At 60.2% G+C, this 15,372-nt stretch carries 13 protein-coding genes; 5 read left to right on the top strand and 8 right to left on the bottom strand.

Translation table 11 applies throughout. The features are described 5' to 3' along the window. The first annotated feature begins 65 nt into the window (after nt 1-65). Nucleotides 66-1,298, top strand: a complete 1,233-nt coding sequence (locus tag ACA062_RS20810) for an amino acid aminotransferase (protein WP_497452789.1) — start codon at nt 66-68, stop codon at nt 1,296-1,298. A gap of 53 nt (nt 1,299-1,351) precedes the next feature. Here the strand turns inward: ACA062_RS20810 and ACA062_RS20805 are convergent, their stop codons facing one another. The 6 genes from ACA062_RS20805 to ACA062_RS20780 all read right to left on the bottom strand — a co-directional run bounded on the left by ACA062_RS20805 (nt 1,352) and on the right by ACA062_RS20780 (nt 7,291). Continuing rightward, nucleotides 1,352-2,077 (bottom strand): amino acid ABC transporter ATP-binding protein, encoded by a 726-nt coding sequence (locus ACA062_RS20805; protein WP_497452788.1) that lies wholly within the window; start codon nt 2,075-2,077, stop codon nt 1,352-1,354. Continuing rightward, entirely contained in the window at nt 2,074-2,730 is a 657-nt protein-coding gene (locus ACA062_RS20800) for an amino acid ABC transporter permease (protein ID WP_497452787.1), read from the bottom strand. The genes ACA062_RS20805 and ACA062_RS20800 overlap by 4 nt, the downstream gene beginning before the upstream one ends. Further along, on the bottom strand, nt 2,727-3,401 hold the full coding sequence (locus tag ACA062_RS20795) for an amino acid ABC transporter permease (protein WP_497452786.1): 675 nt from the start codon (nt 3,399-3,401) through the stop codon (nt 2,727-2,729). Before ACA062_RS20795 ends, ACA062_RS20800 begins: the two co-directional genes overlap by 4 nt. A 55-nt stretch (nt 3,402-3,456) precedes the next feature. Continuing rightward, nucleotides 3,457-4,266: a transporter substrate-binding domain-containing protein gene (locus tag ACA062_RS20790; protein ID WP_497452785.1), complete on the bottom strand. Its 810-nt coding sequence runs from the start codon at nt 4,264-4,266 to the stop codon at nt 3,457-3,459. A gap of 425 nt (nt 4,267-4,691) precedes the next feature. Continuing rightward, on the bottom strand, nt 4,692-6,818 hold the full coding sequence (locus ACA062_RS20785) for a TonB-dependent receptor family protein (protein ID WP_497452784.1): 2,127 nt from the start codon (nt 6,816-6,818) through the stop codon (nt 4,692-4,694). A gap of 173 nt (nt 6,819-6,991) precedes the next feature. Beyond that, the gene (locus ACA062_RS20780; RefSeq protein ID WP_497452783.1) at nt 6,992-7,291 is read right to left on the bottom strand and encodes a hypothetical protein; all 300 of its coding nucleotides are present in this window, start codon (nt 7,289-7,291) and stop codon (nt 6,992-6,994) included. 255 nt (nt 7,292-7,546) lie between these two features. On the opposite strand from ACA062_RS20780, the gene ACA062_RS20775 reads away from it, so the two are divergent. Continuing rightward, nucleotides 7,547-8,242: a tRNA (adenine(22)-N(1))-methyltransferase gene (locus ACA062_RS20775; protein ID WP_497452782.1), complete on the top strand. Its 696-nt coding sequence runs from the start codon at nt 7,547-7,549 to the stop codon at nt 8,240-8,242. A gap of 114 nt (nt 8,243-8,356) precedes the next feature. Here ACA062_RS20775 and ACA062_RS20770 read toward each other — a convergent pair whose 3' ends face one another. Next, the gene (locus ACA062_RS20770; protein WP_497452781.1) at nt 8,357-9,673 is read right to left on the bottom strand and encodes an L-fuconate dehydratase; all 1,317 of its coding nucleotides are present in this window, start codon (nt 9,671-9,673) and stop codon (nt 8,357-8,359) included. Between the two features lie 101 nt (nt 9,674-9,774). On the opposite strand from ACA062_RS20770, the gene ACA062_RS20765 reads away from it, so the two are divergent. From ACA062_RS20765 to ACA062_RS20755, 3 genes are all read left to right on the top strand, one after another. Next, a complete protein-coding gene (locus tag ACA062_RS20765) occupies nt 9,775-10,722 on the top strand; it encodes a LysR family transcriptional regulator (protein WP_497452780.1) in 948 nt (315 codons plus the stop codon). A gap of 153 nt (nt 10,723-10,875) precedes the next feature. After that, the gene (locus ACA062_RS20760) at nt 10,876-11,934 is read left to right on the top strand and encodes an Ldh family oxidoreductase (RefSeq protein WP_497457467.1); all 1,059 of its coding nucleotides are present in this window, start codon (nt 10,876-10,878) and stop codon (nt 11,932-11,934) included. Nucleotides 11,935-12,160: 226 nt separating this feature from the next. After that, nucleotides 12,161-13,477, top strand: a complete 1,317-nt coding sequence (locus ACA062_RS20755; RefSeq protein WP_497452779.1) for an MFS transporter — start codon at nt 12,161-12,163, stop codon at nt 13,475-13,477. Between the two features lie 73 nt (nt 13,478-13,550). Here ACA062_RS20755 and ACA062_RS20750 read toward each other — a convergent pair whose 3' ends face one another. Further along, nucleotides 13,551-15,296, bottom strand: a complete 1,746-nt coding sequence (locus ACA062_RS20750; RefSeq protein WP_497452778.1) for an FAD-dependent oxidoreductase — start codon at nt 15,294-15,296, stop codon at nt 13,551-13,553. Nucleotides 15,297-15,372: the final 76 nt, after the last annotated feature.

The following is a 15,372-nucleotide window of genomic DNA, read 5'->3' as shown; positions in this document are numbered from 1 at the left end:
GCGGCGCGATCAAGGCGGCCGGGCCGAAGTTGTACTAAGTATTCACCCATTCAGGAGTGCTGCAGATGTTCAACCATGTCGAGCCGTACGGCGGCGATCCAATCCTTTCCTTGATGGAGACCTTCGATAAGGATCGTTGGGAAGGCAAGATCAACTTGAGTATTGGTTTGTACTACGACAACTTCGGTCAGATCCCTCTTCCTGCTGCAGCCCGGATTGCGCAGACGCAGCTGTTCGAAGAAAAGAATGCCTCGCTTTATCTGCCAATGGAGGGGTTGGAGGCTTATCGCGCTGGTGTTCAGAGCCTCTTGTTTGGCGAGCATCATCGCGCTGTACGGGAACAACGGATCGCCACAGTCCAAGGCGTGGGAGGTTCTGGTGCTCTGAAAGTGGGGGCAGACTTCCTCAAGCGCTATTACCCCGATTCGCAAGTCTGGGTGAGTGACCCAACGTGGCAAAACCATCACGCCATTTTCGGTGGAGCAGGGTTCCAGGTGAATACCTATCCTTACTTTGATCCGGCGACAGGTGCCGTAATCTTTGATGCGATGGTTGAAACGCTTGAAACCTTGCCAGCGTACAGCATCGTTTTGCTGCACCCTTGTTGCCATAACCCGACTGGCGCCGATCTGACATGGCAACAGTGGGATGTCATTACAGCACTGGTCAAAAACCGTGAGTTGATTGCGTTTCTGGATATCGCCTATCAAGGTTTCGGTGACGGTATGGACGACGACGCTTATGCGATTCGGTCCATGGCCGATGCCGGTGTCAACTGTTTAGTGAGTAACTCCTTTTCAAAGATTTTCTCGCTGTACGGAGAGCGAGTGGGTGGCCTGTCAGTCATCTGCGACAACGCAGACGTGGCACAAAAGGTATTTGGACAGCTTCAGGCAACTATCCGGAAGAACTACTCAAGCCCTCCGCGTCATGGTGCTCAAATCGTAGCTAAGGTGTTGAGTGACGCCGATTTGAAGGCCTCCTGGCGCGCTGAAGTGGAGTCGATGCGACTGCGCATTCTCGATATGCGCAGACAACTGGCCTCCCGGTTATCTGCTGCCCTGCCTGAACAGGATTTTTCGTTTTTTCTTCAACAAAAAGGAATGTTCAGTTACACAGGATTTGATGCAGGGCAGGTGCTGAGGCTACGCATGGAGTCGGGTGTGTACCTGATCGGTAGCGGCAGGGTCTGCATGTCCGGTCTGAATGAAGGCAATATTGAACGTGTCGCCAATGCTTTTGCGAGCATGTACTGGAGCAAAAATGGAGCATCACAATCGCCGCTCTATTTTGCTTGACCGGTAGGGAAAGGTGCGGCGCTCATAAACATGAGTGCCGCCGTTCAATTCCTTCAGTGAATCTGGTGGGAAAGAAACTGTTGCGTTCGCTCGTTTACCGGTGCATCGATTACCTGCCCAGGAGGGCCGATCTCAGCAATCTTGCCCGCGTCGAAGAACGCGACCCTGCTGGAAACCTCTCGTGCAAAGGCTATTTCATGTGTCACCAGTACCATCGTCATTCCCTCTGTAGACAACATCAGAAGTGTATCCAGGACCTCGCGGACCAATTGAGGATCCAGTGCGGCAGTCACTTCATCGAAGAGCATGTAGCGCGGTTGCATTGCCAGCGCGCGAGCGATAGCCAAGCGCTGCTGCTGACCACCCGATAGCTGATTAGGTGACATCTTCGCTTTGCTCGCCAATCCGACTTTTTCGAGTTGCGCGTGTGCGACTTCCTCTGCGTCTCGTCGTTTCATCTTTCGCACGATTTTCAGCGCCAGGGCCGCATTGTCGAGCACCGAGAGGTGTGGGAATACGTTGTATTGCTGAAACACAATACCCACATTGGCACGCAGGGCATTGAGGTCTGTTGCGCGGGAGAACACGTCGATGCCATCGACACAGATGTTGCCATCGTCAATGCTTTCCAGGCCGTTGATGCATTGCAACAGCGTGGATTTGCCTGATCCGCTGGGCCCGATGATGGAGACCACTTCACCTTTTTCCACACTCATGTCGACGCCCTTCAAGATGCTCAGGTTGCCGAAGGACTTATGGACGTTTTTGATTTCGATCATTGGCGTAAACCTTTTTCGACTTTGGCGCCCAGACGAGCGATGGGGTAGCACAACAAAAAGTAAAACAGGCCCACGATCAGTAGCACCAAGAGAGGCTCCTGAGTTCGGGTAACGATGATTTGTGATCCACGTAGAAGCTCGATATACCCAATGACTGCCGCCAACGAAGTGTCTTTGAGCACGCCAAGGACAATGCCTATCCATGAGGCAAAAGTACCTCGCAGCATGATCGGGACCGTAACGGTGGCGAAGGCTTGCAGATAACTCATTCCGAGTGATCGGGCTGCTTTCTGCAGATTGACAGGCACCGATTCGAAACCGCCTTTGTAGATTTCCGAGCAGAACGAGGCCATGTACAAGGTCAGTACCAAGGCACTGCAGGCAAAGGGACTCAAGGGATAACGAAAGGCGGCGAGGGCAGCGTTGACCACGATTAGCTGGATCAGCAGTGGCACTGAGCGCGAGACATCCACCAGGATGACAATCAAGCGGTTGCCCAGTCTGGATACCGACCTGAGCCACCCCATGAGAAAGCCCAATACAGTGCCCAGGACGATTGCCCAAAGTGCCAGCCAAAGCGTGTATCCCGCGCCCTGTAACAGGTAGATAAGGTCGCTCGGCTGCAGGCCGGAGAAGAGTGGCACGCTGCTCATGCTCGAATGCTCCTTTTCCCTGCGTAAAGCCGCGCTGCACCGAACAGCGCCAGCGTGACCAGTTTGGCCAGCATGTAGTAGACGACTGCAGTGATGATGAAAAACTCGAAGGAGCGAAAAGTCAGCGACTGAGCGGTATAGGTTGCGCCGGTCAGCTCCTGTAGACCTACTACCATGCCCAGTGATGTATTGAGTAGGCTCCAGATCAGCTGGTTACCCGCTCCGGGCAGAATCAAGGGCACCAGTTGCGGAAGGATAATGCGAATGAATGTTTGCCACCGATTCATACCCAACGCTGCACCTGCCCGGTACTGTCGTTGATCTATACCTTCGATGCCGCCCCGGATGACTTCAGCCAGATAGCCGGCGGTATTGAAAGTGATGGCTCCCAGGACCGCATAAAAGGAATCCAGATCGATGCCCAAGGCACCCAAGCCGAAGTACGCCATGTAGATCTGGAACAAGCAGGGGGTGTTACGTGCGATCTCGATCCAGGTGACGGAGATCCCTCTCGCCGCTTTATTATTTGACGATTTACCTAGTGCCAGTACGAACGCGATCAGCGCTCCCAAGACGAACGACAATAAAGCCAGTTCGAGTGTCATGATCAAGCCTGGTAGCAGTTCGGGTAACGCTTTCCAGACCGGCCCCCACTGAAAGTGATAGTTCAAGGCATCGCTCCTCTTTCAATTTGGCGCGAGTCTTACACCCGCGCCTTCAGCTTATTTAAAGCCTGTCCAAGGCTGGGGCATCGGCCTGGTACCACTTCTTGTAAAGCTCGGCATAACGGCCGGTCACTTGTTGCTGGCGAAGGAACAAGTTAGTGAACCGCAGGAAATCAGTATTTTCGCGTGTCACCATCATCCCTACGGTGTCCTTCGGGAAGGGGGCATCACAGCAGGTGTGGAAAGCCGCGAATTGGGGGAGTTTTTCCAGTTCGACCGCGGCCTGAACGTTGACGATAAACGCGTCCACTTTGCCTTGGGCCAGGGCGAGGTTCCGATCGCTGTCATTACTGACCGTCAAGTACTTGCCGTCCGGGACATTCCATTGGTTGAAGACGTTCTGGAACAACGCATCCTCGGCCGCACCGCGGACCCCCGCAACACGTTTGCCTTTGAGGTCTTCAAAGGTTTTGATGGATGAGTCTTTCCGAGAGACCACTACAAAACTGTAGGAGGAGTAGGGAGAGGTGAAGGCAACGGTTTTTGCCCTTTCCAGGGTGATGGTTGCGCTGGCTATGGAAATGTCGACCTGACTCGACAACAGGGCAGGAATTCGTTGAGGAGATGAGGTTTCGACAATCGTCGGCTTCACACCAAGTGCTTTCGCCAGATCATGGCAATACTCAACGTCATAGCCTGCAGGGTTGTTGGCAGCGTCACGGAAGCCGTTAGGTGGATAGTCGAGCATGACCCCGCATTTAAGCTCGCCAGACGAAATGACATCGTCGAGCTTATCGGCCATGGCTGGCTGAGCCGCGGTCATCGTCGCAGCCAAGGCAAGTGTGATACCGAGCTTTTGTTGAACGTTCATTTCCTATCTCCACGATGGTGTTACGCAATGTAATCCATTACATAAACAAAGCAGAAGTCATGCCAGCTGCCTGTTCGGTTGCAGGAACCCAGGAGAAATCAAAGATAAAAATCTACCGCTAATGAACGATTTAATGCGCTAAAGGCTTAGATATCGTCGATTTTTGTCAAGAATTCGCTGTTTCGTATGGTGTCCTTGATAGGTCTTGCTGAGCGCTGCTTGTGTGCAAAATCGGAGCATTGTGTGTAAGCGATTACATTTTAGGGGCGAAAAGATTCCGGAAAGTAACGTTGCGCGCGGTGAATAAACAATGGGGCCTCAAAAGCGAACGCCAACTGTCCATAGCGATGAATCGAGTGTCGCGCGGCCTTGTTCAGCATTTCAACTGATGCGCGAAGGTCGTGGGCCCGGGGTTCGCCAAGGCCTCAACGCAGGCTCCACGACACCCCGACATACATCGCCAGACCCTCGCCCGGCGTGGACCGTGCCGCGTCCAGGCCCTTGTCGTCGTAACCCGGCGTGACGGTGCCCGCGTAGTGCTGGTCGGTCAGGTTGCGCAGATCCAGCCAGGTTTGCCAGTCGCCCTTGGGCGCGTTGTAGCCCAGGGTCGCGCCGAACAGCGCGTAAGGGTCGGCGTAGTAGCTGTTGGCGTAATCCACCGCGACCTTGGACACCCACTGGGTATTGAGCGCAGCGAAGAAGCCCTGGGGCCAGTCATAGCGCAGTTCGCCTTGGTAGTAGTGCATCGGCAGGCCTGGCAGGCGGTTGTCGCCGAAGCGGTCGTCGTCGCGGTAATGAAAGTCACTGAAGGTGTAGCTCTGGCGCAGGCTCAGTTGGCCGCCGTCGTCTCGCGACCACAGCGTGCTCTGCAGGCTGGCTTCCACGCCCTGGTGCACGGTGGGGCTGGCGTTGAGTTCGTAGGGCGTGATGGCGTTGGCATCCGGCAACACCGAGAGTAATTCGTGGTGCACCTGGGCGTAGTACCAGGCCAGGCTCCATTGCCCCATTGTGCTGTCGCCGCGGCCGCCGATTTCCAGGGTGGTCGCGGTCTGGTTTTGCAGCTTGATCGGGTCGCGCTGGGCGCCTGTGGCGACGCCGCTGCCGGCCGGGAAGCGCTGGTCGGCGCTGTAGATCAGCGACCAGGGGTGTGGCGCTTCGACCGAGCGGCTGAGGTTGCCGAACAGCTGCAGCTCGGGTGTCAGTTGGTAGCGCAAGCCCAGGCGCGGGGCGTAGTCCCAGTCGTTCAGGCTGGTCTTGCCACCGCCTTGCGGGTAGGTCACGGCGCTTTCGCGGCGGGTGTAAATGGCGGCGAGGCCTGTCGTCAGCCACAGGTCGTCGGCGATCTCCAGGTCATTGCCCAGATGCAGGACGGTGTCCGAACCCTGGTAGGTGAAGTCGCGCATGGGCGAGCCCGGCGCATAACCTGCGGTGTTGCCGGTGGGGATGCGCACCGATTCGCTGGCGCCGGCATTGGGCAGGTGTTTGGTGACACGCAGGCCCGCAGTGCTCCGGCTTTCCAGGCCCCATAGCGTGTCGCGTCGCTTGTAGTCGAAGGTGCCGCTGACGTCCGTGTACGCGACCTTCAAGCGGTTGGGGCCCTCGCGCAGGTCCATGGGGTAGTCGTGGTAGACAAGGCCGGTCTGGAGGCTCGAATCGTCGTCGATGTAGTAGGTGGTCTTGTTGCCGATGAAGGTGCTGCCCGGTTGCTCACGGCTGTCGTCCCGCGCCACGTAAGCGGGGTTGGCTGCCCGTGGGTCGTGCTCGATGGAGTGCTTGGTCACCCGCCCGGCGAGGTCATTGTCGGTCTGGCGATAACGCAGGTAGAAGCGGGTTTCCAGGTTCGGGTTGAAGCGATAGCCGAAGTTGGCGATGACGCCCTGACTGTCACTGGCGGTGTGGTCCTGGTAGCCGTCGGCACGCGCGTCGGTCGTGGCCACGTAGTAGTCGAAGTCGCCCAGCACCTGCCCGGAGCTGACCTGGCGCTGCTGATAACCGTGGCTGCCCATGGCGTAACGCACCTGCAACAGCGGTGCGTCGTAGCCGGTGTGGCTGATGTAATCGATGGCCCCGCCCAAGGCCAGCGCGCCCCGGTCGAAACCGTTGGCGCCGCGCAGCACTTCCACGTGGTCGAGCCACAGCGGCTCCAGCAATTCATAAGGCGTGCCACCCGGGCCGGTCAGTGGCAGGCCGTCGAGCATGGCGTACACACCCGAAGCATGGGCGCCCGGTGCACGGTTGATCCCCGATCCGCGAATCGAAATCTTGACCCCTTCGTTGCCCGCAGACTGGGCATAGACCCCCGGTTGATAAGCCAGCACATCCTGGTTGCTGGCCACGCGGCCTTGCAGGGCGCGGCGCAGGTCGACCACATTGGTGCCGCCGGGCACTTCGGCCAGTCGGGCCTTGGCGTCCTCGATCGAGGCGTCTTCACCGCTGCGGTCCTCAGCCCCGATCAGCACTTGTCCAAGCTCCAGGCCTTGGGTCTCGGCCATGGCCGGATAGGCAAGGGCCAGCCCCAGCAACGCAGCGGGCAAGGATTTGGGCGAGGGCATCGAGAGAACTCCAGACGGACAGGAACGGGCAGTGAGAACTGCGACGTAGAGAAGAACGAAGGGAGCACATGTTTAATTTAAGTGAGCGAATATCTGCACGCTATTCTCTGCACGCCTATTTTCTGTGCTCCTATTTTGTACGCCTATTTTCTAAACTCTTATTTTCTGCACTCTTATTTTCTGCACTCCGCCAGCACCACTTGGCAGGTATCCGGCGTGCCACCGGAACGGCCGGCGTAGCGAATGCAGTTGTTCAGGGATTTCTTGCGCGCCATGCTCAAGGTGTCACCCCAGGCGAGGCCACCCTCGCCGGACGTCGGAAGTGCTTTGGCATAGCAGTTCGAGCCCAGGCTCGACGCCGAATAGCGAGCCGTGGTCGTCTTGCCTGAACATCCCGCCAGCAACGCCAGGTTGATGGCGAGCAGGGAGGGCAGAACCCATGACGCGCGGTGGTGTGGTGTTTTTGCGGTCATGGCCTTTTCCTGCAGGAGGCGGCTGGCAGCGTGTGTGCAGCCGGGTACTCATCAGATTAGACGGTAGGCTGATGTTGAGAGCTGCATTCCAGCGCTTTTGGTGCTCGGTGTGTTGCTGATTGAAAATAGTCTCATGCGGGTGGCAGGTTTCGAGCCCCTTACAGCAATAAATTTGAAATGCCCGGCGTTGCTCGACAGAATCGCACCCCGATCCGGCCCTAAGTGCGGGGCGTCCGTGGTGAAAAGGAACTGCAGTTGAACGAACAGACATTGTCGATGCGCCTGGAGCGTGTGGCGGCGCAGGTGCCCGCCGGTGCGCGCCTGGCCGATATCGGCTCGGATCACGGCTACCTGCCGGTGGCGTTGATGCGCCGTGGCGCGATCGCGGCGGCGGTGGCCGGCGAGGTGGCATTGACGCCGTTCCGTTCGGCTGAACGCACCGTGCGCGAGAACGGCCTGGAGCCGCGGATCAGCGTGCGCCTGGCCCATGGCTTGGCGGCGATCGAGTCGGAAGACGGGATCACGGCGATCAGCATTTGCGGCATGGGCGGCGAGACGATCCGCGACATCCTGGACAGCGGCAAGGCGCACCTGAGCGGGCGGGAGCGGCTGATCCTGCAGCCCAACGGCGGCGAGCAGCCGCTGCGCCAATGGCTGATGGACAATGGCTACCGCATCCTCTGCGAAGAGTTGCTGCGGGAAAACCGTTTCTACTACGAAATCATCGTCGCCGAACGCGCCGGGCCGGTGGTGTACAGCCCCGAGGAACTGTACTTCGGCCCGCTGCAGATGCAGGCACGCAGCCCGGTGTTCCTGGCCAAGTGGCAACGCCTGCTGCGCCAGAAGCAGAAGACCCTGAGCAGCTTCGACCGGGCGCGGCAGGCCGTGCCCGAGGAGAAGGTGCAAGAGATCGCCCGGCAGGCCCGGTGGATCACCGAGCTGCTGGCTTGAGCCCGCGGCCCAGGGTTGATACGAAAAGCCGTGAGCGATGAAAAGAAGGTCCGAAAGCTCTCCTGAACAATGCGCGCTAGAAGCCTTGTTTGAACGGTCGCGGCGGTGTGACGATCAGGTGCGGGCGATATCGAGCCACACCTGCCCGTCGGGATACTGGTAACGCTCCAGGGTTTCAGCGGTCATTTCGATGCTGTAGCCCGCACGCTGCGGTGGCATGTAGCGGCCGCGGCGGATCACCACCGGGTCGAGGAAGTGCTCGTGCAGGTGGTCGACGTATTCGAGGACCCGGTTGTGCAGCGAGGCCGAGACGGCGATGTAGTCGAACAGGGCGATGTTCTGCACGTACTCGCACAGACCGACACCCCCGCCATGGGGGCAGACCGGCACGTTGAATTTGGCGGCCATCAGCAGCACGATCAACACCTCGTTCAGGCCGCCCAGGCGCGCCGCGTCCAACTGGCAGAAGTCCAGTGCACCGGCCTGGAACATCTGCTTGAACATCACCCGGTTGTGGCAATGCTCTCCGCTGGCGACGCCGATCGGTGCGATGCGCTGGCGAATGCTGGCATGGCCGAGGATGTCGTCGGGGCTGGTCGGCTCTTCGATCCACAGCGGTTCGAACGCGGCCAGGCGGCGCATGTTGGCGACCGATTCATCGACGTCCCAGACCTGGTTGGCGTCCATCATCAGGGTGCGTTCCCAGCCGATTTCTTCGCGCAAAATCGTTGCGCGGCGGATGTCGTCTTCCAGGTTGGCGCCGATTTTCTGCTTGATGTGGGTCCAGCCGTCCGCGACCGCGACCCGGGCCAGTTGGCGCATTTTGTCTTCGCTGTAGCCGAGCCAGCCCGGCGCGGTGGTGTAGCCGGGGTAGCCTTCGCGCAGCATCTGCGCCTCACGCTGGGCCTTGCCCGGCACCTGGCGGCGCAGCAGGGCGATGGCTTCTTCCGGGGTGAGCACGTCGGTGACGTAGCTGAAGTCCAGGCAGCGCACCAATTGTTCCGGGGTCATGTCGGCCAACAGCTTCCACACGGGCTTGCCTTCGTGTTTGGCCCACAGGTCCCAGATGGCGTTGACGATGGCCGCGGTGGCTAGGTGGATCACGCCTTTTTCCGGGCCCAGCCAGCGCAGTTGGCTGTCGCCCACGGTGATGGTGTGCCAGAAGGCGCCCATGTCGGCCACGATCTCTTCCAGGGTCAGGCCGACCACCATGGGGGCCAGGGATTGCACGGCCGCCACGCAGATCTCGTTGCCACGGCCGATGGTGAACGTCAGGCCGTGGCCTTCCAGGCCGCCAGGGGCGTCGGTGTGCAGCACGACGTAGGACGCGGAATAGTCCGGCGCGCTGTTCATCGCATCGGAGCCGTCCAGCGACAGGGAAGTGGGGAAACGGATGTCGCGAACGCTCAGCTGGGTGATTCGAATGCTCATGGTGGGCTCTTGTGCTCGATGACCAGTTGGAGGCTCGACTGTAGGTCGCCGAGCGATACAGGCATAATCACGGTTTCCTAAGTAGCGATACCGGATTTGATATGTCTCCAGATCCAGAAACCACCACGATCACACCCCGTAGTTTCGGCGCCCTGAAAATTTCCAGCCGGCAAATCACCTTGCTCAATGCCTTGGGTGAGTTCGGCAACCTGCGCCGGGCGGCCACGGCGATGCACACCACGCAACCGGCCGCCAGCCTGCTGTTGCAGCAACTGGAAGAGCGCCTCGGCGTGCGCGTGTTCGAACGCTTGCCCCGCGGCATGCAGCCAACTCTTTATGGTGAGGTGATGATCCGTTACGCCCAGGGCGCGCTGCATGAGTTCGAGCAGGCCCAGGCGCAGATCGCGGAACTGGAGCGCGGGGCCATGGGACGGGTGCGCGTCGGCAGCGTGATGGGGCCCGTGCCCCGGCTGCTGACCAAAGCGGTGCTGGCGTACAAGCGCGATCACCCCAAGGTGCGGATTTCCATTGAGGTGGGTACCAGCGATACCTTGCTGCCGGCCTTGCTGCGCGGCGATTTCGATGTGGTGCTGGGGCGCTTGCCGGATCAGAGCGACAGTCAGGACCTGGACATCGAGCTGTTCGACAACGGCGAGCAGATGCGCGTGATCGCCCGGGCGGGTCACCCGTTGGCGGGTGCCTCGCCACTGCAGTTGGCCGACTTGATCACCTTGACCTGGGTCCTGCACCCCATCGGCAGCCCCATGCGCCGCCGGGTGGAAACGGCCCTGCAGGCCAGCGGTATGGTGCAGTCGCTGGACATTGTCGAAACCGCGTCGATCCTCGCGACCACGGCGATGCTCGAGGCTTCGGACATGATCGCGGTAGTGCCCAATGACGTGGCCGAGCATTATGCGCGCTATGGCATGGTCGCTGTCTTGCCGGTCGAGCTGCCGATTTCCATGGTCAACATTGGCCTGCTGACCTTGCGTTCCCGGCCAAGGTCGGTGGCGTTGAATACGCTGCTGCAGTATTTGCGCGGGCAATAGCGGCAACTCGATAACGCCCGGTTATCGATTGATCGGATCATCTCATTGGGAATGTTGAGGCCGGCTCCCTACAGTTATCGCAAATTCGCCCGTCACAGAACGGGCGAGCCATAACAAGAAGTCCGCCGTACTGCCCCGAGAGGTCCCATGTCCCTGATTGCCAGAACCCGTTACGACGCACAAACACTCACCACCTTCGTCGAGCAACTGTTCGAAACAGCCGGGGCCGATGCGGAGGTTGCCCAGGTGGTGACCCGGGTGCTGCTCGAAGGTGAGCTGCTGGGCCATCGCACCCACGGCCTCAACCTGGTGAGCCGCTATATCGGCGGCATGCTGACGGGGCAGGTCAAGGCCAGTGCCCGGTTGCTCGAGCAGGTCTCGGACAGCGGCATATCCGCCTTGTTCGATGGCCACTATGTGCTCGGCCCTTATTGTGTCAGCCGCGCCCTGGACTGTGCGGCCAAGGGCGCCACGGAGCAGGGCATCGGGATCGCCGTGGTACGCCGCGCCTCGCACATCGGTTGCCTGGCCGCTTACCTGAAGCCTTTCACTGACCGGGGCCTGGTGGCCATGGTCTATTCCTCAGACCCGTCGGTGGGACTGGTGTGCGCCCATGGCGGGATCGACCCGATCTACACGCCCAACCCGATTGCCGCCGGCATCCCGACCCGGGGCGAACCGATCCTGCTGGATGTGAGCATGTCCACCGTGACCCTGGGCCTGGTCGGCCAGTGCCGCGAGGCTGGCAGCCCACTGCCGCACCCGGTGCTGATGAGCAACGACGGACAACTGAGCAATGATCCGGCCGACTTCTTCACCACGCCGCCGGGCAGCATTCTGCCCCTGGGCGGCCAGGCCTTCGGCCACAAGGGCTTTGCCCTGGCGATTCTGGTCGAGGCCCTGACCTCGGGGTTGGCTGGCCATGGGCGCAAGGACACCCCTGGCCAGTGGGGCGCCTCGGCCACGGCCGTGGTGATTGACCCGCGCTTCTTCGGCGGGCTGGACGCCTTCACCGACGAAAGTTCGTTCCTGAGCAAGCTGATCCTGGCCAGCCGTCCGGTAGACCCCGAGCGCCCGGTGCGCTTGCCGGGCCAGGCCGGCCTGAAGCTGCGCGAGCAAGCGTTGCGCGAAGGCGTGAGCCTGTCGCAGAAGGTGATCGATGACCTCAACCAGTGCGCCGCGCAGTTGCAGCAGCCGGCGCTGAATCAATGAGTCGGCGTGACCCGGTAGGAGCGAGCTTGCTCGCGAAAAACCCGAGGGCGCCGCTGGGCGTCTGGTTTTACGCGTTATCGTTCACGACCTTCGCGAGCAAGCTCGCTCCTACAGGGGGGGCGTGTCAGCCCGGATAGTTTTGTAGAGACCAAGGATGAGTGTGCCACCGGATGATGGATCGGCCCGGCATTGAAACCGCTGCAATAACAATAATAAAGGCCAACAGATGAAACCACTGAAGAAGTATCAAAACATCACCGTTGTATTCCTGTTGTTGATCGGCATCGTCAACTACCTGGACCGCAGTGCGCTGTCGATCGCCAATACCTCGATCCAGAAGGACATGATGATCAGCCCTTCGCAGATGGGCATTCTGTTGTCGGCCTTCTCCATCGCCTACGCCTTTGCGCAGTTGCCGATGGGCATGATCATCGACCGCCTGGGCAGCAAGATCGCCCTGGGCGCTTCATTGCTGGCCTGGTCGGTGGCTCAGTCGACGTTCGGCATGGTCAACAGCTTCGCCGGCTTCATGGGCCTGCGCGTGCTGCTGGGGATTGGCGAGGCACCGATGTTCCCTTCGGCGGCCAAGGCCCTGTCCGAATGGTTCGATGCCAGCGAGCGCGGTACGCCGACCGGGATCGTCTGGTCGTCGACCTGCCTGGGCCCATGCCTGGCGCCGCCCTTGCTGACGCTGTTCATGGTCAACTTTGGCTGGCGCGGAATGTTCATCATCACCGGTGCGATCGGTATCGTCCTGGCCGTGTGCTGGTTGACCTTCTACAAGAGCAAGGCGCAGTACCTGGCCGAGCTTGCGGCTGAAGGCAAACCGTTGCCGACCGAGAAAAGCCCCCAAGTGCAAGCGGCCGACCCCAAGGCACCGAAGGTTTCCTACTTTGCCGGCTGGCTCGACCTGTTCAAGCACCGCAGCACCTGGGGTGCGGTCCTGGGCTTCATGGGCGTGATCTACATGCTGTGGCTGCACCTGACCTGGCTGCCAGGTTACTTCGAACGCGAACATGGCATGAACCTGTACAAGACCGCGTGGCTGGTGTCGCTGGCCTATGGCTTCGGCGCAGTGGGCACCATCGTCGCCGGGCGCTTCTGCGACAGGCTGGTACGCCGTGGCATGAGCATCCTGGCCAGCCGCAAGTTCGGCGTGATCACGGGCCTGGTACTGGCTGCGCTCTTCACCGTGCCGCTGTCGTTTGTCACCGGCCTTACCGGTTGCATCATCCTGCTGTGCCTGGCGCTGTTCAGCATCAACATGGCCAGCGCTACGGCCTGGATGATCGTCAACACCATCGTCGACAGCCGCCGGGTGGCCTCGTTCGGTTCGATCCAGAACTTCGGCGGCTACATCGCCGGTTCCGTCGCGCCGATCGTCACCGGCTTCAGCATCCAGTACTCGGGTTCGTTCAATACCGCGTTCATGATCAGTGCGGTGGTGGCGCTGTGTTCAGCCCTGGCGTACTACCTGCTGCTCAACGCACCGATCAGCGATGCCGAGCCTGCACCTGAGCACATCGTTGGTGTGACCGAGTAAGGGCCCGGAGTCATCGACGGCCGTCGGTACTGCCCAGGCGGTGCCTGACGGTCGCGGCGGCGTTCACAACAGGTTACTCGGGCGGGCAATCGCCTCCTTCTGCCTCATCCGTCAGGCCGGCAAGTGTTCTTGCTGCAATGTAACCAAACGTCATGCCTGGCCCGAGGGTGATGCCACCGCTTGGGTAGTAACCGTTCATGATGCTGTTCATGTCATTGCCCACGGCGAACAACCCGGCAATCGGCATTTGTTGGTTGTCCAGTACCCGAGCACAGGCATCAGTGTTCAACCCGGCGAAGGTACCGAGGCTGCCGGGAACCAGCTTGACGGCGTAGAACGGTCCCTGGCGCAGGCTGCCGAGGGACGGATTGGGACCATGGAGGGCTTCCCCTTGAGCTTTGTTGTACAACGACTCACCGCGCCGGAAGAGCGGGTCGCAGCCTTTCTCGGCGTGCTGATTGAAGGTGCTTACCGTGGCTTCCAGCTGCTTTGCATCAATCGCACATTGGCGTGCCAGTCCGGCCAGGGTCGCGTCCTTGAACAGATAGCCATTGCGAACATATGACGCCGTCGGGAACGGAAATGGTTTGGACCAACCCAGGCCATAGCGCCGCTGGGCGCGGTGGTCACAGATCAGCCAGGACACCGGGGTTTCTCCCGGTCCGGTGGCCTCGAACAGTGCGCACATATAGTCGTGGTAAGAGTCGGCCTCGTTGACGAAGCGGCGGCCATCCTGACGCACCGCGAGAAAACCCGGTTTCGCCCGCTCCATCAAATGTGGAAAGCCACTGAAACCACCGTCCTCCCGCGGCACGCGAGAGACAGGTGCCCACGCAGCGGCATGCGGCAAGTCGGATGCAACGCGAGCTCCGACGCTTTCACCCAGTCGCAAACCGTCGCCGGTATTGCCCTTGGGAGCAGCGCTCAAGTGTCCGGTGCCATCAGGTGCATGGGTGAACTGGTGGGCAATACGCTGCCGGTCGTGGGGGAAACCGCCGCAGGCCATCACCACACCTCGTCGTGCACGGATGTCGAGCAGGCGTCCAGTGCCCTCGATACGTGCGCCGACCACACGCTGATCCTCATGCAGCAGCTCATGTACCGGCGTATCGGTGAACAGCCGGACGTTGCGATCCACCGCGCTTTTCAGCAACCGGGCTACCAATGCATTACCGTTCACCAGGTGCATGCTCCGGCCGTGGCACATCAGGTCGCGGGCATGGCGCAACAGGCGTTTGCCGACGTACAGCATGGATGGCGCAGAGTGGCTGGCATTGAGAAAATGATTGAGATCGGCGCCACCGGCAATGCCCATTCCGGCAAGGCTGATGATATCCAACGGACGCCGAAGCTTTTTGATCCAGGGACCTAGTCGACGACCATCGTACGGCTGGGCGCAGACCGAGCGACCGCCTCTGGCGAAGCCTTCGCTGGCATGGAAGTCAGGCATCTTGCTGCCGGAGAAAAATTGGACTTCGGTATGATGCTGAAAGAACTCGACCATCTTCGGGCCTTGTTCGAGGAACATCTCCATGCGTGGGTCGAGCACATCGGTCTGCAATTCGTTGCGCAGGTAGATCCGCGCCTGTTCGAGTTCATCAACTATCCCTTCGGCGACGGCCAACGGGTTGCGGGGGATCCACAGCCAACCGCCCGACCAGGCGCTGGTGCCGCCGAACACGGGTTCTTTTTCCACCACGATGACGTCGAGGCCTAGCTCGGCGCAGGTGACGGCACTCGCCAGGCCAGAGGCGCCGGAACCGATGACCAGGACATCACAGATAAGGTCGTCGACGTTAATCGACGGCAAGACGCTCATGGCGACCTCCATTATTGTTTTTTTTCGAGTGGGGCGGGGGGCGGGGCTGGCCGCTCCCCGGCGGAAGCGGCTCAAC

The organism is Pseudomonas sp. LBUM1679, from assembly GCF_059695565.1.
Note: the sequence above shows the minus strand (reverse complement) of the source record. Positions and strands in the feature narration are given on the sequence as shown.

Excerpts from the sequence above, each read along its gene's own strand:
- ACA062_RS20810 (WP_497452789.1), top strand. The coding sequence starts at position 66 with ATGTTCAACCATGTCGAGCCGTACGGCGGCGATCCAATCCTTTCCTTG.
- ACA062_RS20805 (WP_497452788.1), bottom strand. The coding sequence starts at position 2,077 with ATGATCGAAATCAAAAACGTCCATAAGTCCTTCGGCAACCTGAGCATC.
- ACA062_RS20800 (WP_497452787.1), bottom strand. The coding sequence starts at position 2,730 with ATGAGCAGCGTGCCACTCTTCTCCGGCCTGCAGCCGAGCGACCTTATC.
- ACA062_RS20790 (WP_497452785.1), bottom strand. The coding sequence starts at position 4,266 with ATGAACGTTCAACAAAAGCTCGGTATCACACTTGCCTTGGCTGCGACG.
- ACA062_RS20785 (WP_497452784.1), bottom strand. The coding sequence starts at position 6,818 with ATGCCCTCGCCCAAATCCTTGCCCGCTGCGTTGCTGGGGCTGGCCCTT.
- ACA062_RS20780 (WP_497452783.1), bottom strand. The coding sequence starts at position 7,291 with ATGACCGCAAAAACACCACACCACCGCGCGTCATGGGTTCTGCCCTCC.
- ACA062_RS20770 (WP_497452781.1), bottom strand. The coding sequence starts at position 9,673 with ATGAGCATTCGAATCACCCAGCTGAGCGTTCGCGACATCCGTTTCCCC.
- ACA062_RS20765 (WP_497452780.1), top strand. The coding sequence starts at position 9,775 with ATGTCTCCAGATCCAGAAACCACCACGATCACACCCCGTAGTTTCGGC.
- ACA062_RS20755 (WP_497452779.1), top strand. The coding sequence starts at position 12,161 with ATGAAACCACTGAAGAAGTATCAAAACATCACCGTTGTATTCCTGTTG.
- ACA062_RS20750 (WP_497452778.1), bottom strand. The coding sequence starts at position 15,296 with ATGAGCGTCTTGCCGTCGATTAACGTCGACGACCTTATCTGTGATGTC.